The organism is Pantoea sp. sgz302252 (genome assembly GCF_042610525.1).
Lineage (GTDB): Bacteria > Pseudomonadota > Gammaproteobacteria > Enterobacterales > Enterobacteriaceae > Erwinia.
The window spans coordinates 562,478-585,591 of record NZ_JBHDVM010000001.1 but is presented as its reverse complement, the minus strand read 5'-3'; the positions used below and the strand labels follow the sequence as shown (position 1 = coordinate 585,591).

Below are 23,114 nucleotides of genomic sequence, written 5' to 3'. Positions count from 1 at the left end.
CCCTGCTTTCTTAGCCGCGAGCGGCCGCCTTCCCGGTTTTGCTTTCCAGTTTAATAAGCCAGCTCAGCAACACCGGGAGCAAGGTCAGCGTAAAAAAGGTCGCCGCTGTCAATCCGCCGATAATGGCACAGGCCATCGGCCCCCAGAATATCTGCCGCGAAATGGGGATCATCCCACAAATTGCGGCGCAGGCCGTCAGCACGACGGGCCTGGCTCTGTGCATCGCAGCTCTTTTAATAGCGGCTTCAGCCTCGCCGCCCTGCTTCAGATTCTCATCCACTTTGCTAATCAGAATAACCGCGTTGCGCATAATCATGCCGCTTAAGGCAATTACGCCAAGGATAGCGACAAATCCCATCGGCATACCCGTTGGCAATAACGCGCCTGCCACGCCGATAAAGCCGAACGGCACCATAGCTACCGCCAGCAGCACCCTGGCATAGCTTTGCAGCTGAATCATCATGATGCCGAGCATGCAGACCAGAGTTACAGGCAATACGGCATAGAGAGAGCTGTTTCCCTTGTCGGCGTCTTCAGTTTCACCCTCTACCCGGATGTGGTAACCGTCGGGCAGTTTGCGGCTAAATTCGCTTACCGGTTTATCCAGGCTGGCGATAACTTCATCCACATTGCTACCTGTTGTGACATCAGCCTGAACCTGAATGGAGGGCAGACCGTTTCGGCGTTGTATCATCGGATCGGTGAGTTTCCAGCTAATTTGCGCGATCTGGCTTAGAGGAATGGTTTTGTCGGCAGCGTAGCTAACCGGGAAACTTTTGATGCTTGCTAAATCTTCCCTTTCCTGGGGATCCCCCTGTAGCACGATATCCACCAGCCGCTGCGGCTGACGCATAGCTGCAACCACCTCACCGCTGTAAAAAAGATGCATTGCCTGATAGATCTCTTCTTTACCCAGCCCAACCGCTCTGGCTGCCGCAATATTTGGTGTGGCCTCAATCTGTCTGCGCGGCATTCCGCCGGTCAGGTTTACATTGCTGATTTGGCTGGCGGAAGCGACGATATGACGTAGCTCTTCCGCCAGAATGCGTACCTGAGTGAAATCAGGCCCCTCGAGCCTGTATTTCACCGGCCAGCCGACGGGCGGCCCCAGCTCCAGCGGCGAAAGCCGCGTAACGTAATCGCTAAATTGATTATTAAGCAAAGCAGTAAGCCGCTGCTGTAATTGATTTCTGGCCTGAAGATCGTGCGCGACAATAACCAGTTGCGCCGTATTTTCCGCTTCGGATTGAATATCCATCGGCAGATAAAAGCGGATGGCGCCGGTGCCGATATAGGATGAATAGCGGGCGACGGTTTTCTCTTTGTCGATTATCTGCTCCAGGCTGTGCACTACTTTTTCCGTTTGCGCCTGAGTCGCGCTTTCAGGCAGCGTCAACGACAGCAGCAGTTCCGGCCTGTCCGACGCCGGGAAAAATTCACTTTTAAGCCACTGGGATGACCATAAAGCGAAGACCAGCAGCAGTACAGAAGCCAGCGTTACCTTTCCACGGTTAGCCAGAGCAAAGTTGAGCAGTCTGCTATAGGCCCGGCTGACAAATCCGCCATTTTCCTGATGATGCGGAATTTTTTTCGGCAGTATCCAGATACCGCTTAGCGGGGAGAAAAGCACCGCCACCAGCCAGGAACTGAGTAACGAGATCAACACGACCATAAACAGCGAATAGCAATATTCCCCCGCCATGGATTTGGCGAATCCCACAGGGATAAAACCGGCTATCATTACCAGGGTTCCCGTCAGCATAGGGAAAGCCGTGCTGGTAAAAGCCGACGCCGCCGCTCTTTTCAGGCTCTCTCCCTGCTCCAGCCGGGTGACCATGGATTCGATAGTGATCATGGCGTCATCCACCAGCAGTCCAAGCGCGATAATCAACGCCCCCAGAGAGATACGCTGTAATCCGATACCGGCCAGAGCCATCCCGGTAAACGTCAGCGCCAGCACCAGCGGAATAGCAACCGCCACGACTAAACCAGCGCGCATTCCCAGCGACACAAAAGAGACGGCCAGTACGATAACGATAGCTTCTGCCAAAACATGCATAAATCCGCCGATCGCCTCTTTTACGATCTCTCGCTGATTCGCTACTGTGATGATGGACATCCCGACCGGCAAATCGGCACGCGCCGCCGCTCCACAGGCAGAAAAGATCACGACTCTGACTGGCGACAAGGATCGGACAGGCTCAAAGGCATGGGCAGCATTAAATCTGCAGTCAACTCCTCAACCACTTTGGGCTGGCAGGTGGCGGACTGGGTCGCTATAGAGGGCAATTTTACTGCGCCGCTTACCGACAGTCAGGGCATGCAATATGCTGCCGCGCTGAAATTTTCCGTTATCGACACAACTACCGATACGCTCGGCATTGCAACCACCGCAAATTTCGGTGATTCGCGTTATAACAATCTTTTTTACGGCGTTTCAGCAAAGCAGAGCCAGCGCTCCCGGTTTAATGCCTTCCATGCCTCATCGGGATTAAACAGTTATGAGGCAGATATTAGCTGGCTACACTATTTTGATAATCACTGGTCGGGATACGCTGATTTTAAATATACCCAGTTTGCAGAAAGCATCCGTAAAAGCCCAGTGGTTACCAGCAATAACAATACTGAATTAACTTTAGGCCTTCTTTATACTTTCAAATAAAATTTGCGAGTATAGTTTTCGCTTTTAGCCGCCCTGCTTACTTATCTGCGCCGCTTTAACGGCGCAGACTCCAGCCCGCCTTACCGGCATTTTATCGCTGCTAATATTGCTTTTACTGCGGCCCAAATGCAATAATTGCCTCTACATTTGCATTTTTTCCGGCTGTCCGAGCGAAATTATGAAAATCAGTGCCCTGACTGAACGACTTGCCCTGAAAATTGTTAGTTTGATTGATTCTGGCGATATCAGCCCTGGCGCGCATCTGAGCGTGCCAAAACTTGCCGAAACCTTTGACGTTTCCCGCTCGCCAGTGCGCGAGGCGCTGGTTTATCTGGAGCAGAAAGGCGTGCTACAGCAAAAGCTGAACCGTGGTTTTTTTGTGCGGGAAGACTATGCGCCACAGCATAATGATGAGCAGGTCGACATCGGCGGCGATGATTTGCCGGAGTATTATCAGCTGGCAGAGGACTGGCTACAGGATAATATCGAGGCGGAAGTCACCGAACTTTTCCTGATGAAGCGCTATAGCCTGACCAAAAGCCAGCTCTCGACCGTGCTGGCGCGCGGTATCAGCGAAGGCTGGGTGGAACGCAGGCAGGGCTATGGCTGGCGCTTTTTGCCGGTAGCGAAAACCAAAGCGGCGCTGGAGCATATTTTCAGCTTTCGTATGGTTATCGAACCGATGGCGATGCTGGAGCCGACTTTCAATGCGCCGCAAGAGAAAATCAACGAGATCCGCCGTGAACTGGAAATGCTGCTGGATAACGGCATAGAGCGCCTTTCGCCAAAACAGCTACAGCTGGCCGGGTATCGCTTTCATGAAACGGTGATCGGTTTTTCAAACAACCCCTTCTTCGAAATTTCGCTGCGTAACGTTAACCGTATGCGTAAACTAATGGATTATCGTATTATGGACGATCGCAGCCGTTATTATGCCGAGGTAAAAGACCATATGCGTATTCTGGCGATGATTGAAACTGGCCAGCGAATTGAAGCCTCTTACCTGCTGAAACAGCATCTGGCCGTAGCGCTGGAAAATAAAAAGATGCGTCGTATCAGCACGGAAGCCTGAGAGAACCATCCAGTTTCGCCCTCTGTTTAATAGTTGATAAAGGCAGCGTCAGTCCAGGCTGCGCTGCCAGAGCCAGCGGCGTTTATCAGGATGCCTCTTTTGCTTCAACGCGGCCTGCCGTGTTTTCACGGTCGGCTACCACATGTTTATATTTTACGAGGCAGCTCGCAAATTAATATTCCCTTTTGCATAACTTGCTATTATTTTACGAGCTAAATTCCACGGCGAGAAAATAATAAAGGATTATATCCCGCTCAACGTTGACGTGATTAATAAAAAACATAAAGTAGTCGTCATGAAATAAAATTACGCTATCGCTTATTCTGGCTTCCTTATTAAATAAGTCGGGGCTATCTGTTGCCGGAAAAGCGGGACAAGGAGGTAAAATGAAGGCAGGCGCTCAGTACGGCAGAAAGAATCTTGCCACACCGCACGATGCGGCATTCCGGCAATTTTTAGCGAACACGGCGACGGCACGCGACTTTATGAGGCTACATTTGCCTGCGGCGCTGCTGGCCGTTTGCGATCTCAGTTCGCTGAAGCTGGCGTCGGGAAGCTTTATTACCGAAACCCTGCGGCCCAGTTTTTGCGACGTGCTCTACAGTTTAAAAACCCAGACGGGCGACGGATGCGTTTACGTGTTAATTGAGCATCAGTCAACGCCGGACAGGCATATGGCTTTTCGTCTTCTTCGCTATGCGGTGGCCGCCATGCAGCGCCATCTGGATGCCGGTCACAAAAAGCTTCCGCTGGTGATCCCGATACTTTTCTACACTGGCCGTAAGCCGTGGCCCTTTTCCACGTGCTGGCTGGATGATTTCGACAATCCGCAGCTGGCCGCCCTACTTTATGGCCAGGCCTTCCCGCTGGTTGACGTTACGCTTATTTCTGACCATGAAATCATGCGCCACCGCAAAATGGCCCCGCTCACGCTGTTGCAAAAACATATTCACCAGTGCGGGCTGCCCGGTTTTCCGCAAAAGCTGGCAACGCTGTTAAAAAAGGAGCAGTTAACAGGACAACAGTTTTCCACGTTGATAAACTACCTGGTACGGGCAGGAGAAACCCCGGACATGGACGCTTTTCTACGCGAACTGGCACTGCGAGTGCCGCAGCATAAGGATGAACTGATGACTATTGCAGAACAGCTTGAGCAAAGAGGCATGAAAAAAGGCGTGGCGAAAGGCCGCCTGAAAGGAAAAATGGAAGTCGCGCGCAGCCTGCTAAAAATGGGTATTCCCTTCGAGGTAGTCGTCCAGGCAACTCAGCTTTCCAAAAAAAAGCTGGCGCGCCTTTGCCACTGAGCTCGCAGGAGGACACCCGGCGCGTTAATGCGCCGGGGCTTATTGTTATGCGCCAGCGGAATAGAGCGGATAGAGCCCCAGCAGCAGGCTGGATCCCAGAAAAATCATGCAGAGCAGGAATGCCCACTTATAGGTGTATTTCTGATGGTCGCTAAACTCCACGCCCGCCAGCCCTACCAACAGATAGGTTGAGGCCACCAGCGGGCTGAGCAAGTGGATCGGCTGCCCCACCAGCGAAGCGCGGCCAATTTCAATCGGCTCAATACCATAAGCCCTGCCCGCCTCTGCCAGCACCGGCAGCACGCCATAGTAAAAGGCGTCATTGGACATAAAAAAAGTGCCCGGCAGGCTGATTAACGCGGTAATCGGCGCCAGATACGGCCCCCAGGACTGCGGCAGCACGTCCAGCAGAGAATTGGACATCGCAGTGACCATGCCGGTGCCGGAAAGGATACCGGCAAAGATGCCTGCCGCCAGAAAGATCGAGGTCTGATTCAGCGCCGCTGGCGCATGCGCGGCAATACGCTGGCGCTGCGCATCAAGATGGGGATAGTTAATCAGCAGTGCCAGGGCGAAGGCCACCATAAACAGCACCGACAGCGGCAGCAGCTCCATGACCAGCGACACCATCAGCAGCAGCGTCAACCCTGCGTTCAGCCAGAACAATTTGGGGCGGCGCAACTCTTCGCTGACGTCATTGATAGCGGGCAAATAACTTTCCGCGTCCTCTTCCAGCACGACGTTACCGCTCTGAATGCTTAGTTTGCCGAGGCGGCGACGCTCACGAATGCCGATATACCAGGAGAGCGCCAGCACGCCGACAAAACCGCAGAGCATTGAGGGGATCAGCGGCACAAAGAGTTCCGCAGACTCCACTTTCAGCGATGCCGCCACGCGCGCCAGCGGCCCGCCCCACGGCAGCAAATTGGTGATACTGCCGGAAAGAAACACCACGCAGGTTAACGCCAGCGGATCCAGCCGAATACGCTTAAACAGCGGTAGCATAGCCGTAACGCAAATCATATAGGTCGTGGAGCCGTCACCGTCCAGCGAAACCATCGCCGCCAGCACGGCGCTGCACATCACTGCCTTAACCGGATCGCCATTAATGATACGCAGAAAAAAGCGGATAATGGGGTCGAACAAACCTGTGTCAAACATAGTGCTGAAATAAAGAATGGCGAAGATCACCATAATGGCCGTCGGGGCGACCTTTTTTAGTCCATCAATCATCATCCCGCCCATCTCGCCGCCAAAACCGGCAATAAGCGCGAAGAGAATAGGAATAAGCGTCAGCGCCACCAGCGCAGAAAGTTTTTTAGTCATAATCAGGATCATAAAGACCACGATCATGCCGTAACCCAGTAAAGAGAGCATAAGAGCCTCCTGCGCCTTTGTTGCCAGAGGCGCTGAAAAGTTATTGTCGTTATCCAGTTGGGGGAAAGAAGCGGGACTAGCTCATATGCATGCCGCCGTTGACGGAAAAATTAGCGCCCGTGGCGTAGCCAGACTCATCGGAGGCAAGCCAGGCGCAGATAGAGGCGATTTCCGCAGGCGAGCCGAGTCTTCGCACCGGAATTTCCTGTACGATCCTGTCCATCACCTGAACAGGGGTGACGCTTTTCAATTTGCTGGTGGCGATATAACCCGGCGAAACTGTATTCACCGTCACGCCACGAGCGGAAACCTCACGAGCCAGCGCGCGGGTAAAACCACGTACCGCATATTTAGCCGTAGAGTAGTTCACCTGGCCGACGGTGCCGATCTGCGCATTCAGAGAAGAGATATTGATAATCCTTCCCCAGCCGCGCGACATCATGCCGTCAATGACCTGGCGGGTAACGTTAAACAGCGAGTTCATATTGGTGTCGATTACCGCCTGCCACTCCTGTGGCTGCATATCGCGAAACAAGGCATTGCGCGCGGTGCCTGCATTATTAATCAACACATCCACCTCGCCCGTTTCCCGGCGGATTTTTTCAAAGGCTTTAACAGTAGAATCCCAGTCGGCCACGTTGCCTTCTGAGGCGATGAAATCAAAACCGAGCTTTTTATTATCGGCCAGCCAGCTTTGCTTTCTGGCCGATCCCGGGCCGCAACCGGCTATAACCTTGAAGCCGTCTTTCGCCAGCCGCCGACAAATCGCCGTACCCAGACTGCCCATTCCTGAGGTGACGTACGCAATACGTTGGGTCATACCCTGCTCTCCGATACTTTTTTTTAACGTTTGATTACTTCTTGTTAACAGTAAGCGGCGCGCCGGACTTTTCTGCAATCGCGTAACGTCTAAAATGTGAACACGATCTGCTTTTAAAATTAATCAAAAGCAATAAGGCAATCTCCTGTTTTTTCCTCATCAATATTTTTAACAACCTTAAGGCCGCAAAATACCGCTATAAATATTAGATAAATAACCATATATTCTTAGCTGCGTGATCGGCATCACCGCGATTTATTTGCATTTATATTATTTTAAATGCAAATCTATCTGAGGGGTTAACATGACATTTGCCTATGTGGGTTGCCGTACTTCCGCCTGGCGCGGAGCGCGCGGAAAAGGAATCGAAGTTTATCAACTGCTGCCGTCGGGCGAATGGCGGCTTCTTCAGTGCATCGCTTCCATCCAGGAGAACCCGTCGTGGCTGACGCTGGATCCGCTGCGCCATCGGCTTTACGCACTACATGGCGACGGCGATAAGGTCGCCGTTTTTAACCGCGATCCCGCTACCGGGCTTTTGAGCCTGCTGGCGGAGCAAACCACCGGGCCGCGCCATCCCCATGGCGATCTTGATCCTCACAGGCGTAACAATGCCGTTAGCGCAGCCTTGACGCCGGATGCCAGCACATTGCTGATAGCCAATCATGAAGGCGGCAATATTGCCGCGCTGGCCGTTACCGCTGAAGGGTTGTCACCGCCCCACCATCTGGCACACATTCCTGGCCATGATCAACCTGCTAATGCTACGCCTTCGCTGTCGCGTCCTCATGAAATCGTTTTCGCGCCGGGCAGCAATCTCTTTGCGGTGCCGATCCAGGGCCGCGCCGCTGGCAACGGCATCGACATGATCCGGCTTTATCGCTGGGAACAGAATCAGTCGCAGCTGGTGGATGAAATACGGCTCGCGCCCGGCAGCTGGCCGCGCCACGTTGATTTTCATCCCGGCGGCAACTGGCTCTACGGCATCAGCGAACTGAGCAGCACGCTGACGATACTGGCGCTCGACTCAGGGCGCGGCAGCCTGAAGCTGGTGCAAACCCTGAGCACGCTACCCCAGGGTTACAGCGAGCGCAGCGACGCCAGTGAAATCGAAGTTCATCCTGGCGGCCGTTTTCTCTACGCCGCCAACCGTGGGCATGACAGCATTGGCATTTGCGCCATCGCGCAGGACGGTAAATTGCGTGTGGTTGACTGGGTGCCGTGCGGCGGCAAAACGCCGCGCTTTACCACGCTTTCGCCGGACGGCCGCTATTTCTATAGCGCCAATGAAGATTCCGATACGATTCAGGTATTCAAAGTCGATCCCGACAGCGGCCTGCTGCACAAAACCGATGGCGTTATCGCTTCCGCCAGCCCAACCTGTATCTGTTTTGCTTAATCCGACTCCTGCTGGTGCGCAGGCGTCAGGCACGCCAGCAGGGTTTTTACCGAAGGCGAGGCCTGCGCAATAGCCTTGACGCCGATCAGCAACTCGCGTTTAGCCCAGGGTTCCGCCAGCGGAATAAGGCGTACGCCATCATGCAGCGAGGCGGGCGCAATTTCGTTCACCGGCAGGACAGCAATACCGGACTGCTGGCTAACCAGTTGCGCCATGGCAATAAAGCTGCTGACGCGCAGGCTGATAACGAGCGGCTGACCCAGCTTTCGCGCTTCCCGCGCCAGAATATGGCTTACCGCGCTGTCGCGATGGGGGCCGATTAGCTTTTCAGCCAGCAGATCCGCCAGCCGCAGCGTCCCGTGCTCCGCCAGCGGATGGCCCGCCCATACCAGTACAGCCAGCCTGTCCTCCTGCCAGGGCCAGACTTCTATGCCCGAAGCGGGCGTCCAGCTGGAAAAGATGCCGACGTCCGCTTCGCCTTCCAGCAGCCCCTGTACCACGCCGATGCCGGTCTTTTCTTCTATATCAATATCGGTTTGTGGGTAATTGGCCAGAAACTGGCTTACCGCGCGCGGCAGACAATGCATCAGCGCGGCGGAAATAGTATGGATGCGGATATGCCCACGGATGCCGGCAGCATAGTCGCTCAGCTCTTCTTCCATCTCCGCCAGGTTGCGGAAGATTTGCCTGGCATGGTAAAGCAGCGAATGGCCCGCTGGCGTCAGCTCGATGCCGCGCGGCAAACGCAGCATTAGCTGCGTGCCGATTTGCTGTTCCAGTTCGCCGATTCGTTTGCTGACCGCCGAAACCGCGATGTGTTTGCGCCGGGCAGCATGAGTAAGATTCCGCTCTTCCGCCACGGCAACAAAGATCGAGAGTGAAACCAGGTCGTAACGCATTCTTATTCCTGTAGCGTGCGCTGAATAACAAAAGGCAGAATGCCGCCGTGACGCAGATAGCGCAGCTCCTGCTGCGAATCCAGCACCGCTGTCAGCTGTAGCTCGCCCAGCAGTTCGCCGTTACGGCTGATACGCAGCGTGAGCGGCGTTGTGCCGGGCTGCAAGGATTCCAGACCGGTAAAATCCAGCGTCTCTTCGCCGGTCATCTCAGGTAAACGCGCCGCTTCACCAGTCGCGAAATGCAGCGGCAGAATACCCATGCCGATCAGGTTAGTGCGATGAATGCGCTCAAAGCTTTTGGCCACGACTGCCTTTACGCCCATCAACGCCTGCGCTTTGGCCGCCCAGTCACGGCTGGAACCAGCGCCGTAACGTTCGCCAGCGAACACCACCAGCGGCACGCCGCGTGCCAGCCAGCTTTGCGCAGCCTGATAAGCGGGCAGAATATGCTGACGATCGGCATCCCATGCCAGGCCGCCGCCGCGCTGCCCCTCTGGCAGCAGACGATTCACCAGCGCCTTATTGGTAAAAGCGCCCCGCACCATCACCTCATGGTTGCTGCGCCGCGTCGAATAAAGATTAAGATCCTGCGGGCTTTCCTGGCGCTCAAGCAGCCACTCTCCCGCCAGGCTTGCTGCCGGAATAGCGCCGGCAGGAGAAATATGGTCGGTGGTCACATCATCGCCAAACCACAGAAATGGACGGGCGTTTGCCAGCGTCAACGGCTCAGAGGGGTCGCGCGGCAGCCGTTCAAGATAGCCGGGCCGACGCAGATAGGTCGAACTGGCTTCCCACGGATAGCGCACGCTGCTGGTCGCGGCGATTTGCTGCCAGTGCGGCGTGCCCTGCCAGATAATTTCCCGACGCCTGACGTAAAACTCGCGTTTCATAGCGCGCTGCACCCATAGCGCCACCTCTTCACGGCCGGGCATCAGATCCCGCATAAAAATCGGCTGCTGTTGTTGGTCGTGGCCCAGCGGGTCGCACAGCATGTCAAAGTCAATATCGCCCGCCAGCGCCCATGCGATCACCAACGCTGGTGAGGTCAGGTAGCCATGCCCCAGACTCGGATTAACGCGACGGGGAAAGTTACGGTTGCCGGAAAGTACGCACACTGCCTGCAACCCTTCGTTCACCAACTCTTCCATTGCGGGCTGTAGCGCGCCGGAGCTGCCGATGCAGGTCATACAGCCATATCCCGTGACGTCGAAACCGACCTTTTCCAGCTCGCCCAGCAGGCCGCACTCCTGAAGATAGTCGGTAACCGCGCGCGAACCCGGCGAAAACGAGGTTTTTACCCAGGGTTTAGGCTTCAGGCCACGCTGCGCCGCATTACGCGCAAACAGGGCTGCCTGGATCACCAGCCAGGGATTGGCTGTAGTGGTGCAGCTGGTGATAGCCGCAATCGCAATCGCGCCCTGCTTAATCGCTTCCGGATAAGCCGGATGAGACCAGTGCCGCGTTTGCGTCTCAACGGGCAAACCAGCGGCAAAACTCTGCGCGGCATGGCTCAGTGGGATCTGCTGATGCGGATTGACCGGCCCGGCCATCGAGGGTTCGATGCTACCCAAATCCAGTTCGATCAATTGGGTGAAAACGGGCTGCGGCGATTCCGGCGTGCGCCACAGATGCTGTTGTTGCATATAGGCATTGATCAGCGCCTGCTTCTCTTCGCTGCGCCCGGTCATACGCACATAATCGGCGCTCTGCCGATCGAAGGGAAAAAAGACCACGGTCGCGCCATATTCCGGCGCCATATTGGCGATGGTAGCGCGGGACTCCAGCGGCATGGCGTGCAGCGATGGCCCGGTAAATTCCACAAACTTGCCGACTACGCCTTTCTCCCGCAGCAGGCGCGTGATATGCAGCGCTAAATCGCTGTCGCTAACATCCGGAGAGAGCACGCCCGAGACGGAAATGCCGATAGTCTCCGGGAAACGCAGCGTGACCGGCTCGCCCACCAGCGCAGCCTGGCCTTCCAGCCCGCCAACGCCCCAGCCAAGAACGCCCAGCGCGTTAATCATCGGCGTATGGCTGTCGGTGGCTATCATGCAGTCGGCATGCAGCAACGGCACGCTTTCACGTTCATCCACCGTGACCACTTCCGCAATCGCTTCCAGATTCATCAGATGGATAATACCGGTGCCGGGCGGGATGACGCGAAAATTGTCCAGGCTTTGTTCAGCCCAGCGAATAAAACGGTAGCGTTCGGCATTACGGTGGAAATCGAACTGTAGATTTTGCTCAAGGGCGTCAGGCGAAGCGTAGCTTTCCACGATGACCGAGTGATCGATAACCAATACTGCCGGGATCCTGGGATTGATCGCACGTGGATCGCCGCCCAGTTCAGCGGTCAAATCGCGCATTGCCGCGAAATCTGTCAGCGCTGGCAGACAGGTAGTGTCGTGGAACATCAGCCGATCGGGATAAAACTCAATTTCACCCGCTTCGGCCGTGCCGCTCAGCATAGCCAGAAACTGCGGCAGCGCCTGCGGCGAGCGCAGCGCGACGTTCTCAAGCAGAATGCGCAGGCTGAACGGCAGCTTTTGCAGTTCGCTGAGTGGCAGCAGCCGGGTCAGGTCAAGAAAATGATAGCTGCGATGATTAACGACAAGCGTAGAGCGTTCCAGAGAGACGGGCGATGTCATACGAACCTTCTGTTGTTATGTTCTTGTATCAATAACGTGCCACGGCGGAAAGAGAATGAAAATTGCGCGTTGAATAAGCTGGCGTTCTCGGATCGAGAACGCCGCGAGGAAGCCTTACAGCGTCGCCAACTGGCGGTCGATGATCTGTTGAATGCTGCCATCTTCCTGCCATTGCGTCAGCAGCGCCCTGATGCTGTCAAAGAGATCGCCATGTAGGTGCGGCACGCAAATAGCCTGGCGGATGGTGCCGAAATTATCGGGCAGCACGCGATAGCCCTGATTTTCGCGTGCTGCCCGCTCCAGCGGCTGGCGAATACCGGCCGCCATATCGCCTTCTCCATGCAGAAACGCGTCAATCGCCTCCTGCGAGGAGCCAAACCGGTTGAGCGCGGCGTGCTGAAGCTGCCGCGTAAGATGGAGATCGTAAGCGGCGCCCTTGCCTACATTAATCACCGTGTCTGAATTGTCCATCTGTTCAACGCTGTGCCAGTGGCTTTCTGCCCTGACCAGCAGCGTACCCTGAATAGCGATATAGGGCTGGGTAAAGCGCAGTACTTTCTCACGTTCGGGATCCACGGCGAGAAAAGCGATGTCCCAGCGGTCGCTTTGCGCATCCTCAACCACTTTCCCGGCGGCCGGATAGGTAATGAAATTCGCGGTACGCGCCAGCGCGTCGGCAAGCTTCTGTGCAATCTCAACGGTAATGCCGCCAGGCTCTCCGTCCGGCAGGCTTTTCGCCAGCACGGCGTTGCCCAGGTTAATGGCGAAGCGTAATTCGTTTTTAGCGATGGCTGGCATGAGGTTCCTCCGGGAATGTGTCAGAATGCGGTTCTGGCGCAAAGTTTAGGCGCTGGATTTTTCCGGCGACGAACAGATAGCAGCAGAGATTCAGAAAAGCGCAGACGCCGACGAAAATCAGCGCGCCGTTAAACGAGCCGGTATCCTTGATGATATAGGCGATAATAATCGGCGTAAAAATCCCGGAAATATTGCCGATCATATTGAACAGGCCGCCGCTTAGTCCAATAGCTTCCTTCGGCGAGAAGTCGGATACCACGCACCAGCCCATGGCGCCAAACCCTTTGCCAAAAAAAGCCAGTGACATAATCGCCACCACTATCCAGGCAGAATCTACGTAATTGCAGATCACCATGCTTACCGCCAACAGCATGCCGATCACGATAGGCGTTTTGCGCGCCGCCGACAGGCTGTAGCCGCGCTGCAACATAAAATCGGAAAGTACGCCGCCGAGCAGCGCGCCCGCACAGCCGCACAGCGCGGGCAAGGAAGCGACAAAGCCCGCTTTCAGGATGGTCATGCCGCGATCGTGAACCAGATAAACCGGAAACCAGGTCAGGAAAAAGTAAGAGAGTACCGTAAAGAAGAACTGCCCCATATAGACGCCCAGCGCCAGGCGGCTGGTCAGCAGTTTTTTAGTATAGCCTTTGGCGGCGTTTCCTTTTTTACTGGCTTTAAGGTTGGTCAGGCCGCCGCCGGACTGGATGTATTCCAGTTCCGCATCATTTACCAGCGGATGAACCTTAGGCGTATCGGCCAGCACGCGGCTCATGATCAGCGAAATAAGAATACCGATACCGCCCATAAACCAGAACACGGATTCCCAACCATAGGTATAGGAGAACCAGCCCATTAGCGGCAGGAATACCACTAACGCAAAATATTGCGCGGCGGTAGTAAAGCCGGAAGCCTTGCCGCGCTCGCGCGCCGGGAACCAGGCAGCAAGAAAGCGCGAGTTGGCGGGCAGCGTCGGCGCTTCAATCAGGCCCATCATAAAGATAAAGCCGAACATCATCACGCGCGTTACCCAGACGTTATCAAATGAAGTGCTGAAGCCCACCAGAAACACAAAAAAAGACCAGCTGAATACGCCAGCGACCAGAACTTTCTTCGAGCCGAAACGGTCGAGCAGCCAGCCGCCCGGATACTGTCCAAGCACGTAAGCCCAGGTAAAAGTAGAGATAAGGTAACCCAGCGCGACGATATCCAGACCGGCGGCGTTTACCATATCCGTACCGGCAATAGAAAAGGTGGCGCGGTCGCCATGATTCAGCGCGATACTAAGGAATACCATCAGCAAAATTAAAAAACGATAGCGCGTTGGCTTATTTTTTCGGGGTGCAGCATTCATATCCATTATTTCGACCTTATTTGACGGACGATTAAAATCGGTAAAGTTCAGCCGGGTTTATCGCGAATAATTTGCGCCGAACCTGTTCATTGCCTGCCCAGTGGAAAAGTTGTGAAAGAAGTAATGCGTCATCCGGCATTTTTTTATTTGCGCTGATTAAATTAGGGTGCGGCCAGTCGCTGCCCCACAGCACGCGTTCGCTAGCCTGGTTTAAAAAACTTTTTATCAACGGGGCCATATCGCTGGCGTCTTCCCGCTGCGACTGCTGATAAAATGCAGAAAGCTTTACCCAGCAACGTCCGCTGTCGATCAGTTCCCACGCCAGCCGCCATGCCGGATGCGCCATCGGCTCGGGCTGCGGCAGGCGAAAAAAGTGATCGATCACCAGATTGCCGGGGATCTGCCGCAGCAGCGGGCGCAGTGCCCAAAGCCTGTCCGCCGAGGCGTGAACCTGAATGTGCCAGCCGCGATCTGCCATGCGACGGGCCAGCGGCAGCAGCATTTCCGGCGTAGTAGCGCTGCCTGCGGCAAAATTAAAGCGGATGCCGGTTACGCCCGCGCGCCCCAGCATGTCCAGTTCGCTGTCGCTTATCCGATCCGTGACTACCGCTTCGCCGCGCGCATCCTTGCCAAAACGCGCCAGCGACGCCAGCAGGCAGCGGTTATCCGTGCCGTAGGAAGAAGGCTGTACGATCACATGGCGCTGAAAACCGAGCCGCTTTTTGAACTGTAAATAGTCATCAGTGGTGGCGTCAGGTAAATTGCGCTGGTCATCCGGCGCGTAGGGAAAACGCCGGTCAAAAATATGATGATGAGCGTCGCAGCTGTTTTCCGGCAAGAGGATAGCGGGCGGCGATGAAATAGCGCTGTATTTCACCTCCGCTATAGAAGAATGACTGTTCACGGCTTCGCCCTATTTTGCGGCTAATCTAAATGTTTTAATTTCTTTACGGCTGCCTGAGGACTGCTTAATACCGGGCAGGAGACCGCCGCTTTTATTTCCTCAAAAGCAACTTCCATTGAGAAATGCGCCAGTAGTAGGGCATCCGCATAGTGAAACTGACAGGCAGCCTCCACTAACAGCTGGTTATGCAGCGCCACGTTGCCTGCGGTTAATGCCTCACGCGCCCCCGCCACCACCACTGTAGAGAGCGTAGCGTCAGAGCCGTTGGCCGCAGCGATTTCACGAAATTCGGCTTCCATACCGGCGACCGCTGGCGCAAAGGTCGCCAGCATCACAATGTTGTCGCCCTGCTCCAGCGCCGTTTCAAACATCGCTTCGTTAGGCTTAAGAATAGGCAGAGCATGCTTTGTGGCGCTGGCGTCAATGGCTTCGCCCAGCGCTGAACAGGTGAACAGGATCGCGGTAGCGTCGAGGCCAAGCGCGTAGTCCACCAGCCGATCGATGCGCTGATAAATATCGGGCGTCAATGCGGCCATCTTAGCCCGGTCGCGGCTTAGCGCGTCATCCAGCAAGTTGCTGATTTCCGCTTCCGGCCACTGGCGGGCAAAAGTTTCGTTAACAGGCGCAACCGCCAGCGGCGTGGCGTGGATCAACACTATGCGTTGGCTCATGGTTCTCTCCGTAGAAACGGCTGCCGCTGATAACGGCAGCCTTTGGGTTACGCCTGGATTGCCGCAGCGACTTCCGCGGCAAAGGCTTTGGCGCCACAGCTGCCGCCCAGATCCGGCGTACGGGTCGCCGGATTTTCCAGTACTTTATCCACCGCGCGGTTAATCTCTTCCGCCGCCTTGAGGAATTTCGGCTGGTTATGCTTTTCGGCATACCACGCCAGCATCATAGCGGCAGAGAGGATCATAGAGACTGGGTTAGCTTTATCCTGGTTCTGAATATCCGGCGCGGAGCCGTGCTGAGCCTGCGCGCAGCAGTGGGTATCGCTGGCCATAATGGAGCCGGCCAGGCCGAGACTGCCGGAGAGTTCGCTTGCCAGATCGCTGATGATGTCGCCGTAAAAATTGGTGGCGACCAGTACGTCGAAACGTTCAGGATTACGCACCAGATGCGCGGTAGAAGCATCCACCAGCAGATCGTCGAGCTGGACTTCCGGAAACTCTTTCGCTACGTCCCGCACTGCTTCCAGGAACAGGCCGTCGGTCATATGGAAACTGTTGGCCTTGTGGATAGCCGTTACTTTTTTACCGCGCTGCATCGCCAGCTCGAAAGCCTTACGCGCGATACGCTCAGAACAGTGGCGGGTGATTTTCCGCGTGGAGAGCGCCATATCGGGCGTTGGCATAACTTCGCCCCAGCCTCGGGACATATTGCGATCCGGATAAAACCCTTCGGTCGCTTCGCGCATAATGACCAGATCCATCTTCTTGCCCTCTTTCATATTAGAGGTCAGAAACGGACGAGTGCGCGCCGGACGAACGTTGGCGTAAAGATCCAGGCCAATACGGAAACCGGCGGAAACGTTACGGCCCCCTTTTTCCGGTACCGGATAGTCAGCGTGGGACTGTGTGCCCAGAATAATGCCGTCATAGGTTTTCGCCTTATCCAGCGTTTCCTGACGTAATGTCGTGCCGTGCAGTTCCAGACTTTTAAAGCCGACGTCGTCATAGTCAAACTCGAAGCCCAGCCCCAGCGCTTTATCCAGAGAGGTCAGCACGGTTACCGCAGCTGAAGTGATTTCGGGGCCGATGCCGTCACAAGGCAAAACCAGAATACGCATATAAACTCCTTGATGGGTAATGTTGATTGCATTTTTATACCAATAAATGCACTAAGAGCAAGGTGACGAAGATCACATTTGTAATACAAAAAAATCACATAAGGGATAAGTCACTGATTAATAGCAGGTAATTTTTACCGGTGCAAAAATCGCCATTCTTCCCTTTCGCGGCGCTCTTTCTTGCGCCTTCTCCGTCGGGCCAGCAGGTCGCCACCTTTTCTTTTTGTGATCCTTACCACAGATTAACATTCTGGATATTTGCATTTATCAATATATAAAAGCAATATTGCCAAATTCAACGGGCAGCAGAGGAAAGCTCATGACAAGATTAGGCGTGATCGCCGATGACTTTACCGGCGCCACCGATATCGCCAGCTTTATGGTGAAAGCGGGCTGGCGTGTCGTGTTATTTAACGGGGTGCCGGACGAAGCGTTTGCAGCAGACGGCGTCAATGCGGTTGTTATCGCCCTGAAAAGCCGCTCGATCCCGGCAGAAGACGCTGTCTGCCAGTCGCTGGCCGCCGCCGACTGGCTGAAAGAACAAGGCTGTGACCGCCTGTTCTTTAAATATTGTTCAACGTTCGACTCAACCGCGCAGGGAAATATTGGGCCGGTAACAGATGCCCTGATGCGTTACCTGAATACGTCAATGACCGTGCTTTGTCCGGCCGTGCCGGATAACGGGCGCACTATTGTCTATGGTCATCTGTTCGTAAATGGCGAACTGCTTAACGAAAGCGGCATGCGGCACCATCCGGTCACGCCAATGACCTGCTCATCGCTAAAAACCCTGATGGAAGCGCAATCCGGCGGACTATGTGACAACGTCACTATTAATACAGTTAAAAATCAACCGCAGGAGATTTCCGCGCGGCTAACAGCCCTGGAGGGAAAAGCAAAATATGTGATTTTTGACGTGCTGGACAATGCTGATTTGCTGGCTGTTGCCCAGGCTACTGCCCGTTTTCCGCTGGTAACAGGCGCGGCCGGGCTGGGTTACGCTATCGCGGCACTTGATACGCAACAGCAGGATTTATCAGGCCACGACATGCATATCGAGGCGGCCGGTTTTGCCGTCGTGCTCTCCGGCAGCTGCTCTTCCATGACCAATCAGCAGGTGGATTTTTACCAGCAGCGCGCCTCATCGCTGGCGCTGAACGTCGAAAAAATTCTGCATGACGCGAACTACCTTACCAGCGTAGCCAATTGGGTACTGGACCATGCGCCTGAAGCTCTTGCGCCGTTGGTTTACGCCACGCAGCCGCCGCAGATTATCGAAATCGTGCAGAAGAGCTATGGCGCGGCCTTTGTCAGCGAGAAGATCGAGCGCTTTTTTGCTGATTTGGCGAGGACGTTAAACGCTGCTGGCTTTAATAAATTTATCGTGGCGGGCGGAGAAACCTCCGGTGCCGTCACTCAGGGGTTGAATATTCGCGGCATGGTTATCGGTGAGGCCGTGGCGCCAGGCGTCCCCTGGACACAGGTTCTCGATGAAAAAAAATGGGTGATCCTTAAATCGGGCAATTTTGGCAACAGCGATTTCTTTTTAAAAGCGCAGGAGTATTTTCATGACTGAAAACCAATTACGCCAGGATCTGGTGCGCTACGCCCGCTCTATGTATGAACGCGGCTACAGCAGCGGTGGCGCAGGCAATATCAGTTTAAAATTGCCGGACGGCACCGTGCTGGCGACGCCTACCAACTCCAGCTTTGGCGACCTCGATCCCGACAGCTTAAGCAAGGTGACAATAACGGGCGAGCAGCTGGCAGGCCAGAAACCCTCGAAAGAGATCCTGATGCATCTTGCCATGTACCGCCAGCGTCCGCTGTGCGGCGGCATTGTGCATCTGCATTCACCGTGGCTGACGGCGCTCTCCTGCCTGCCGGACCTGGATTATGAAAACGCCCTGCCGCCCATTACGCCCTATTACGTTATGCGCGTTGGCAAACTGCCGGTGGTGCGCTATATACGTCCCGGTTCGCCGGTAATTGCTGAAGAAGTCGAAAAGCTGGCGAAGGAGCATAACGCTATTTTGCTGGCAAACCACGGGCCTGTTATTTCCGGCAAAGATATCCGCGAGGCGGTATTTAACGCCGAAGAGCTGGAGGAAACGGCAAAGCTTTATTTTATGCTGAAGCCTTTTGGCATGGCGACGCTTACCGCAGAAAACGTCGATGAACTCAACTCCCTGTTCAATATGAAATAACGCCAACGCCTGGGGTAATGCTCAGGCGCTTTTGTACCTGCAAAAAAATAAAAAAGAAAGGGAACTCGCTATGTCTCTGATGCTGATTACCGGGATAGCTATGTTTATCGTGCTTACCTGGTGTTTACTTAAAAACAGTTTCCCCCCCGGTACTCTCTTTATTATCCTGCCGACCCTTGCTGCGCTGATCTGCGGATTCGGCTTTAAAGAACTGGGGGAGTTCGTTGCGCTTGGCCTGAAATCAGTAGTCGGCACCGCCACGCTGGTGGCCTTCAGCGCCATGTTCTTTACGCTGATGAAAGAAGCGGGCGTCTTTGACGTTATCGTGCGTTTCATTCTGCGCTTTGTCACCCCTTCTACTTTTTCCGTGCTGCTGGCCACGTTGGTGATTGCCTCGGTGTGCAGCCTGGACGGCAACGCCTATGCAACGCTGCTGGTAACGGTGCCAGCGCTGCTGCCGCTTTATGAGAAAATGAATATCAGCCGCAAAACCCTGCTGCTGCTGATCACCGTCGGCGTTGGCGTAACCGGCATCACTCCCTGGGGCGGTTCGCTGAATCGCGCCATCGCGGTTACCCACCTGGATATTCTCGAAGTCTATTACCGGCTGCTGCCGTTACAGGCCGTGCTCTTTGTGCTGGGCGTGCTGCTTTGCTGGATAATGGCAAAAGTGGAAAACCGTAGCGGCTCAGGGATTTCACCTGCTGCCTTTCAGGTTATGCGCCAGGAGATGCTGCAACCCAAAGAGTCAGGTAATCCCTGGCTGCTGAAGCTAAATTTCGCGCTGGTTATCGCCACTATTATTATTCTGGTTGCGGGCTGGGTAGCAGGCAATTTCCTGTTTATGATCGCCTTTTCTCTTGCCGTTATTATTAACTACCCCGATGCGAAGCAAGCGCAGCAAAAAATAAAGGAATACGCGTTAACCGTTTTTCCGGTTATCGTGATTTTTTTGGCTATCGGCGTATTTGTCGGCATATTGCAGAACACCGGTATTATAAAAGTGCTGGTCAGCGAGCTGGCGGCGATCTTCCCCGAGAGCCTTGGCCCTTATCTGTATCTGGTTTTAGCCGCGTTCAGCGTGCCTGTTGTCATTCTTATCGGTTCGGATGCCTTTTATTTCGCCCTGCTGCCGTTAGCGGTAGGCCTGGGCCAAAGTTTCAATGTATCGCCGCTGCACGTGACTATAGCTATGCTGATTACCGAGCAGATCGGCCTGCTGCTTAGCCCGGTCATTCCGGCAACGCATTTGGGCCTGAGTCTGCTGAGTTTACGCGTGGATGAGCATCTGCGTCATTCCACTCTTAAAGTCTGGATAATGAGTCTCTGCGCCTTGCTGGCGGCAGTGTTGTCCGGCATCGTGCCGGTTTAGCGACAAAGATGGGAAGCCACAGATAGTAAAATCTTTTGGTTCGGCCATGCTAATCAACAGGAGAAAATGACGTGATCAAAACAGCTTCAGGCTCTTATTTGCTGCATCCGGCAGAGATTAAAAAGTACGATCGCGGCGGCGGTGCCAGCACCACGCCACTGGTAACGGCAGGTATGGGCGCCAGCGCCTTTATCAGCGGCTATACCGAATTTGCCGGCGGCGCAAAGATCCCTTTCCATTTCCACAACTGCGAAGAGAGCGTGCTGCTGGTGGAAGGCCATGCCATTTTCGATATTGATGGCCAGGAGTTTGCCATCCAGCCGCAGGATGTCACTTTTATTCCGGCTGGCGTGGCGCACCGCTTTCGCAACGCGTCGGAAACGGAGCCGATGAAAATCATGTGGATTTACGGCTCCAGAGATGCCAACCGTACGCTGGTGGAAACCGGCGAAACCCGGCCCGTGGCCGCAGAGCATCAAAGCTGATGATGAAAGAAAGATCATGCCGCCGCACCGCCTGTGCGGCGCTGCAAAAACGCGTGAGATCCGCATGGTGAAAGACATTTAAAATAGTGACCGTTTGAGCTATTGACGAGTCACTATGAGCGATTCCATAAGCCAGGCCCGGTTAAGCTATTCCCCTATTCATATCTGAGGGAAAAAAGATGAATCAGCTTGATCGGATGCCCACCGTTAATCGAAAAAAAATAGGTGATACTGTCGTAACGCTGCTCAGCGACGGCTATATAGATGGCTCTTTTACTCTACTTAACGACATCGATGAAGGCCAGGCGGAAACCCTGCTGGCACAGCGCGGCGTGCCGGCAATACCCCGAATAAATATCAACGCTTATGTTCTGCAAACGGCGGAGCATACTATTCTGGTCGACAGCGGCATGGGCGGTCTGCACGGCGGCGGCGGTGATTTACAGGCTGCGCTGGCTGCGGCGGCTATCGATCCGCTGCAAATTGATACCATCCTGCTGACCCATGCGCATCCGGATCATATTGGTGGCCTGATTACACCATCATCAGTGCCTTTATTCCCCAATGTGCAGCAGCTTTTTATTCATGAAAAAGAGCTGGCTTTCTGGGAAAGCGAAACTGCTTTTGCCAGCGTTAATGAGAATATGCGCGCTAACTTTGCCCCGGCCAGGAAGGCGCTCGGCAGCTACAGCGACCGGCTGGTTCCCTTTAACCATGAGGCTATTCTGCCCGGTATTCAGGCGGTGCCGCTGTTTGGCCACACGCCAGGACATTGCGGCTATCTGCTGGGCAACGAGCGGGAATCGCTGCTGATCTGGGGCGATATCGTGCATTTTCCGCATATTCAGACGGCACAGCCTGAAGTCACTGTCGCTTTCGACAACGACCCAGCCGCCGCTGCACAGGCGCGTAAAGCAATTCTTGAGCGCGCAGTCAGCGATAATCTGACCGTGAGCGGCATGCATTTTAATACGCCAGCCAGCGGCACGGTACGACGCGAAGGAAGAGGCTATCGCCTGGACTACGATTTTTAATTCGTCGCTTTCGCTATTGCCGGTAAGCGGCGTATATTGACGCCACTTAATACGAAAGGGATAACGTATCTGTATGTCCGGACAACCTGACCCTGTGGTCGAGCAGCTTCTTGGCAGGCTGTTTTCAATGGCAAGCGCCTCGTCTCCTTTGCCCTGCGTTTGTCTGCGCGCGCTGCGAACGCATCAAATCAAAAAGTATGAAGCGGAATGCGCAACCTTCTCTTTTCCGCTGCGAGGTTCTTTTCGCTTCCGTGAGAAAGAGAGTTGGGTAACCGTTAAACCCGGCGAGATGCTGGTAGTGCCGAACGCCAGGAGTCTGGATATTGAGTATGCGACGGAGGAAACCAGCGGCGAGTTTGTGGCGCTGAGCGTGATCCTGTTTGAGGAGCAGCTGGAGGCCGCCCGGCTGCTGCTTGCGGCACCGCCCGTAGCGGAGGTCGGCGCTATTGCTGCCGTTTCCGTGTCTGAAGTGCTTGAGCCGTTAATTCGCTGGAATCAGGCCATGCGCGAGGGAAAACGTCCGTTTGCGGTTCATGCGCTGGTAGAGGTCATTCTGCGGCTTTACATGCTGGGGCATCGTGGTCTGCTGCGCCCGCGCGATCCCAGCCTGGCAATGAAAATCCGCCAGATGATCAGCGATAAACCCGCTCGCCGCTGGACGGCAAGCGAGGTTGAGCAACATTTTGGGCTGAGCGGCCCAACGCTGCGTCGGCGGCTGGCTGCAGAATCCACCAGCCTGCGCGCTATTATTGCTGATGCGCGTATTGCTGTGGCGCTACGCCTGTTGATGGGATCCGATCTCCCGGTCAAAACCGTTGCCGCGCGCGTGGGCTACAGTTCGGTCGCCAGCTTCAGCAGGCAGTTCAGCGACCGCTACGGCATCGAGCCCTCCGGCTTTCGCTAAGGTTTAAGCTCCCGGTAAAGATCCTGCTGCGCAAGAAGCAGGATTAAATTAGCAGTGCAGGTGGAATAAGCCCAAACTCTGAACTATAT

General features: G+C 54.8%; 19 protein-coding genes and 1 pseudogene. 10 read left to right on the top strand and 10 right to left on the bottom strand.

Annotation, left to right across the window (positions count from 1 at the left end):
• Nucleotides 1-10 precede the first annotated feature (10 nt).
• Nucleotides 11-2,149, bottom strand: a pseudogene (locus ACETPC_RS02660) (efflux RND transporter permease subunit); the annotation flags it as partial.
• Between ACETPC_RS02660 and ACETPC_RS02655 the strand changes: the two are divergent.
• The 3 genes from ACETPC_RS02655 (at nt 2,054) to ACETPC_RS02645 (ending at nt 5,038) form a co-directional block, all read left to right on the top strand.
• Nucleotides 2,054-2,662, top strand: coding sequence for a MipA/OmpV family protein (locus ACETPC_RS02655; RefSeq protein ID WP_380178316.1), 609 nt, complete (start codon nt 2,054-2,056; stop codon nt 2,660-2,662). The pseudogene ACETPC_RS02660 and the gene ACETPC_RS02655 overlap by 96 nt on opposite strands.
• A gap of 178 nt (nt 2,663-2,840) precedes the next feature.
• On the top strand, nt 2,841-3,734 hold the full coding sequence (locus ACETPC_RS02650) for a GntR family transcriptional regulator (protein WP_380178314.1): 894 nt from the start codon (nt 2,841-2,843) through the stop codon (nt 3,732-3,734).
• A gap of 386 nt (nt 3,735-4,120) precedes the next feature.
• Nucleotides 4,121-5,038 carry an Rpn family recombination-promoting nuclease/putative transposase gene (locus ACETPC_RS02645; RefSeq protein ID WP_380178312.1) on the top strand — a complete coding sequence of 306 codons (918 nt, stop codon included), beginning with the start codon at nt 4,121-4,123 and terminating at the stop codon, nt 5,036-5,038.
• Between the two features lie 45 nt (nt 5,039-5,083).
• Here ACETPC_RS02645 and ACETPC_RS02640 read toward each other — a convergent pair whose 3' ends face one another.
• Both ACETPC_RS02640 and phbB read right to left on the bottom strand, forming a co-directional pair.
• Entirely contained in the window at nt 5,084-6,415 is a 1,332-nt protein-coding gene (locus tag ACETPC_RS02640; RefSeq protein ID WP_380178310.1) for a CitMHS family transporter, read from the bottom strand.
• Nucleotides 6,416-6,491: 76 nt separating this feature from the next.
• Nucleotides 6,492-7,235 carry an acetoacetyl-CoA reductase gene (gene phbB, locus ACETPC_RS02635; protein WP_380178309.1) on the bottom strand — a complete coding sequence of 248 codons (744 nt, stop codon included), beginning with the start codon at nt 7,233-7,235 and terminating at the stop codon, nt 6,492-6,494.
• 304 nt (nt 7,236-7,539) lie between these two features.
• On the opposite strand from phbB, the gene ACETPC_RS02630 reads away from it, so the two are divergent.
• Nucleotides 7,540-8,634 carry a lactonase family protein gene (locus ACETPC_RS02630; RefSeq protein ID WP_380178307.1) on the top strand — a complete coding sequence of 365 codons (1,095 nt, stop codon included), beginning with the start codon at nt 7,540-7,542 and terminating at the stop codon, nt 8,632-8,634.
• Here ACETPC_RS02630 and ACETPC_RS02625 read toward each other — a convergent pair.
• From ACETPC_RS02625 to ACETPC_RS02595, 7 genes are all read right to left on the bottom strand, one after another.
• Nucleotides 8,631-9,533, bottom strand: coding sequence for a LysR family transcriptional regulator (locus tag ACETPC_RS02625; protein ID WP_380178305.1), 903 nt, complete (start codon nt 9,531-9,533; stop codon nt 8,631-8,633). The genes ACETPC_RS02630 and ACETPC_RS02625 overlap by 4 nt on opposite strands.
• 2 nt (nt 9,534-9,535) lie before the next feature.
• Complete coding sequence (locus ACETPC_RS02620; protein ID WP_380178303.1) at nt 9,536-12,181, bottom strand: aconitate hydratase; 2,646 nt, start codon at nt 12,179-12,181, stop codon at nt 9,536-9,538.
• A gap of 114 nt (nt 12,182-12,295) precedes the next feature.
• Nucleotides 12,296-12,979: a transporter substrate-binding domain-containing protein gene (locus ACETPC_RS02615; RefSeq protein WP_380178301.1), complete on the bottom strand. Its 684-nt coding sequence runs from the start codon at nt 12,977-12,979 to the stop codon at nt 12,296-12,298.
• The gene (locus tag ACETPC_RS02610) at nt 12,963-14,336 is read right to left on the bottom strand and encodes an MFS transporter (protein WP_380178299.1); all 1,374 of its coding nucleotides are present in this window, start codon (nt 14,334-14,336) and stop codon (nt 12,963-12,965) included. The genes ACETPC_RS02615 and ACETPC_RS02610 overlap by 17 nt, the downstream gene beginning before the upstream one ends.
• A gap of 25 nt (nt 14,337-14,361) precedes the next feature.
• Entirely contained in the window at nt 14,362-15,234 is an 873-nt protein-coding gene (locus tag ACETPC_RS02605) for an amidohydrolase family protein (RefSeq protein WP_380178297.1), read from the bottom strand.
• A gap of 20 nt (nt 15,235-15,254) precedes the next feature.
• A complete protein-coding gene (locus ACETPC_RS02600) occupies nt 15,255-15,905 on the bottom strand; it encodes an arylsulfatase (protein WP_380178295.1) in 651 nt (216 codons plus the stop codon).
• A gap of 47 nt (nt 15,906-15,952) precedes the next feature.
• Nucleotides 15,953-17,023 (bottom strand): isocitrate/isopropylmalate dehydrogenase family protein, encoded by a 1,071-nt coding sequence (locus tag ACETPC_RS02595; protein WP_380178293.1) that lies wholly within the window; start codon nt 17,021-17,023, stop codon nt 15,953-15,955.
• A 319-nt stretch (nt 17,024-17,342) separates the two neighbouring features.
• On the opposite strand from ACETPC_RS02595, the gene otnK reads away from it, so the two are divergent.
• The 6 genes from otnK (at nt 17,343) to ACETPC_RS02565 (ending at nt 23,025) form a co-directional block, all read left to right on the top strand.
• Nucleotides 17,343-18,599 carry a 3-oxo-tetronate kinase gene (gene otnK, locus ACETPC_RS02590; protein ID WP_380178291.1) on the top strand — a complete coding sequence of 419 codons (1,257 nt, stop codon included), beginning with the start codon at nt 17,343-17,345 and terminating at the stop codon, nt 18,597-18,599.
• Nucleotides 18,592-19,230 carry an aldolase gene (locus ACETPC_RS02585; protein WP_380178289.1) on the top strand — a complete coding sequence of 213 codons (639 nt, stop codon included), beginning with the start codon at nt 18,592-18,594 and terminating at the stop codon, nt 19,228-19,230. Before otnK ends, ACETPC_RS02585 begins: the two co-directional genes overlap by 8 nt.
• A gap of 70 nt (nt 19,231-19,300) precedes the next feature.
• Nucleotides 19,301-20,602, top strand: a complete 1,302-nt coding sequence (locus ACETPC_RS02580; protein WP_380178287.1) for an SLC13 family permease — start codon at nt 19,301-19,303, stop codon at nt 20,600-20,602.
• Nucleotides 20,603-20,673: 71 nt separating this feature from the next.
• Nucleotides 20,674-21,087 carry a cupin domain-containing protein gene (locus tag ACETPC_RS02575; RefSeq protein WP_380178285.1) on the top strand — a complete coding sequence of 138 codons (414 nt, stop codon included), beginning with the start codon at nt 20,674-20,676 and terminating at the stop codon, nt 21,085-21,087.
• A gap of 179 nt (nt 21,088-21,266) precedes the next feature.
• A complete protein-coding gene (locus ACETPC_RS02570; RefSeq protein WP_380178283.1) occupies nt 21,267-22,121 on the top strand; it encodes an MBL fold metallo-hydrolase in 855 nt (284 codons plus the stop codon).
• 73 nt (nt 22,122-22,194) lie between these two features.
• Nucleotides 22,195-23,025 carry a helix-turn-helix transcriptional regulator gene (locus ACETPC_RS02565; RefSeq protein ID WP_380178282.1) on the top strand — a complete coding sequence of 277 codons (831 nt, stop codon included), beginning with the start codon at nt 22,195-22,197 and terminating at the stop codon, nt 23,023-23,025.
• Nucleotides 23,026-23,114: the final 89 nt, after the last annotated feature.

What these genes read in the sequence shown, in the direction of transcription:
- ACETPC_RS02625 (WP_380178305.1), bottom strand. Translation starts at nt 9,533, where the DNA reads ATGCGTTACGACCTGGTTTCACTCTCGATCTTTGTTGCCGTGGCGGAA.
- ACETPC_RS02630 (WP_380178307.1), top strand. Translation starts at nt 7,540, where the DNA reads ATGACATTTGCCTATGTGGGTTGCCGTACTTCCGCCTGGCGCGGAGCG.
- ACETPC_RS02655 (WP_380178316.1), top strand. Translation starts at nt 2,054, where the DNA reads ATGCATAAATCCGCCGATCGCCTCTTTTACGATCTCTCGCTGATTCGC.
- otnK (WP_380178291.1), top strand. Translation starts at nt 17,343, where the DNA reads ATGACAAGATTAGGCGTGATCGCCGATGACTTTACCGGCGCCACCGAT.
- ACETPC_RS02650 (WP_380178314.1), top strand. Translation starts at nt 2,841, where the DNA reads ATGAAAATCAGTGCCCTGACTGAACGACTTGCCCTGAAAATTGTTAGT.
- ACETPC_RS02570 (WP_380178283.1), top strand. Translation starts at nt 21,267, where the DNA reads ATGAATCAGCTTGATCGGATGCCCACCGTTAATCGAAAAAAAATAGGT.
- ACETPC_RS02640 (WP_380178310.1), bottom strand. Translation starts at nt 6,415, where the DNA reads ATGCTCTCTTTACTGGGTTACGGCATGATCGTGGTCTTTATGATCCTG.
- ACETPC_RS02620 (WP_380178303.1), bottom strand. Translation starts at nt 12,181, where the DNA reads ATGACATCGCCCGTCTCTCTGGAACGCTCTACGCTTGTCGTTAATCAT.
- ACETPC_RS02610 (WP_380178299.1), bottom strand. Translation starts at nt 14,336, where the DNA reads ATGGATATGAATGCTGCACCCCGAAAAAATAAGCCAACGCGCTATCGT.
- ACETPC_RS02580 (WP_380178287.1), top strand. Translation starts at nt 19,301, where the DNA reads ATGTCTCTGATGCTGATTACCGGGATAGCTATGTTTATCGTGCTTACC.
- ACETPC_RS02600 (WP_380178295.1), bottom strand. Translation starts at nt 15,905, where the DNA reads ATGAGCCAACGCATAGTGTTGATCCACGCCACGCCGCTGGCGGTTGCG.
- ACETPC_RS02585 (WP_380178289.1), top strand. Translation starts at nt 18,592, where the DNA reads ATGACTGAAAACCAATTACGCCAGGATCTGGTGCGCTACGCCCGCTCT.
- ACETPC_RS02645 (WP_380178312.1), top strand. Translation starts at nt 4,121, where the DNA reads ATGAAGGCAGGCGCTCAGTACGGCAGAAAGAATCTTGCCACACCGCAC.
- phbB (WP_380178309.1), bottom strand. Translation starts at nt 7,235, where the DNA reads ATGACCCAACGTATTGCGTACGTCACCTCAGGAATGGGCAGTCTGGGT.
- ACETPC_RS02565 (WP_380178282.1), top strand. Translation starts at nt 22,195, where the DNA reads ATGTCCGGACAACCTGACCCTGTGGTCGAGCAGCTTCTTGGCAGGCTG.
- ACETPC_RS02615 (WP_380178301.1), bottom strand. Translation starts at nt 12,979, where the DNA reads ATGCCAGCCATCGCTAAAAACGAATTACGCTTCGCCATTAACCTGGGC.
- ACETPC_RS02595 (WP_380178293.1), bottom strand. Translation starts at nt 17,023, where the DNA reads ATGCGTATTCTGGTTTTGCCTTGTGACGGCATCGGCCCCGAAATCACT.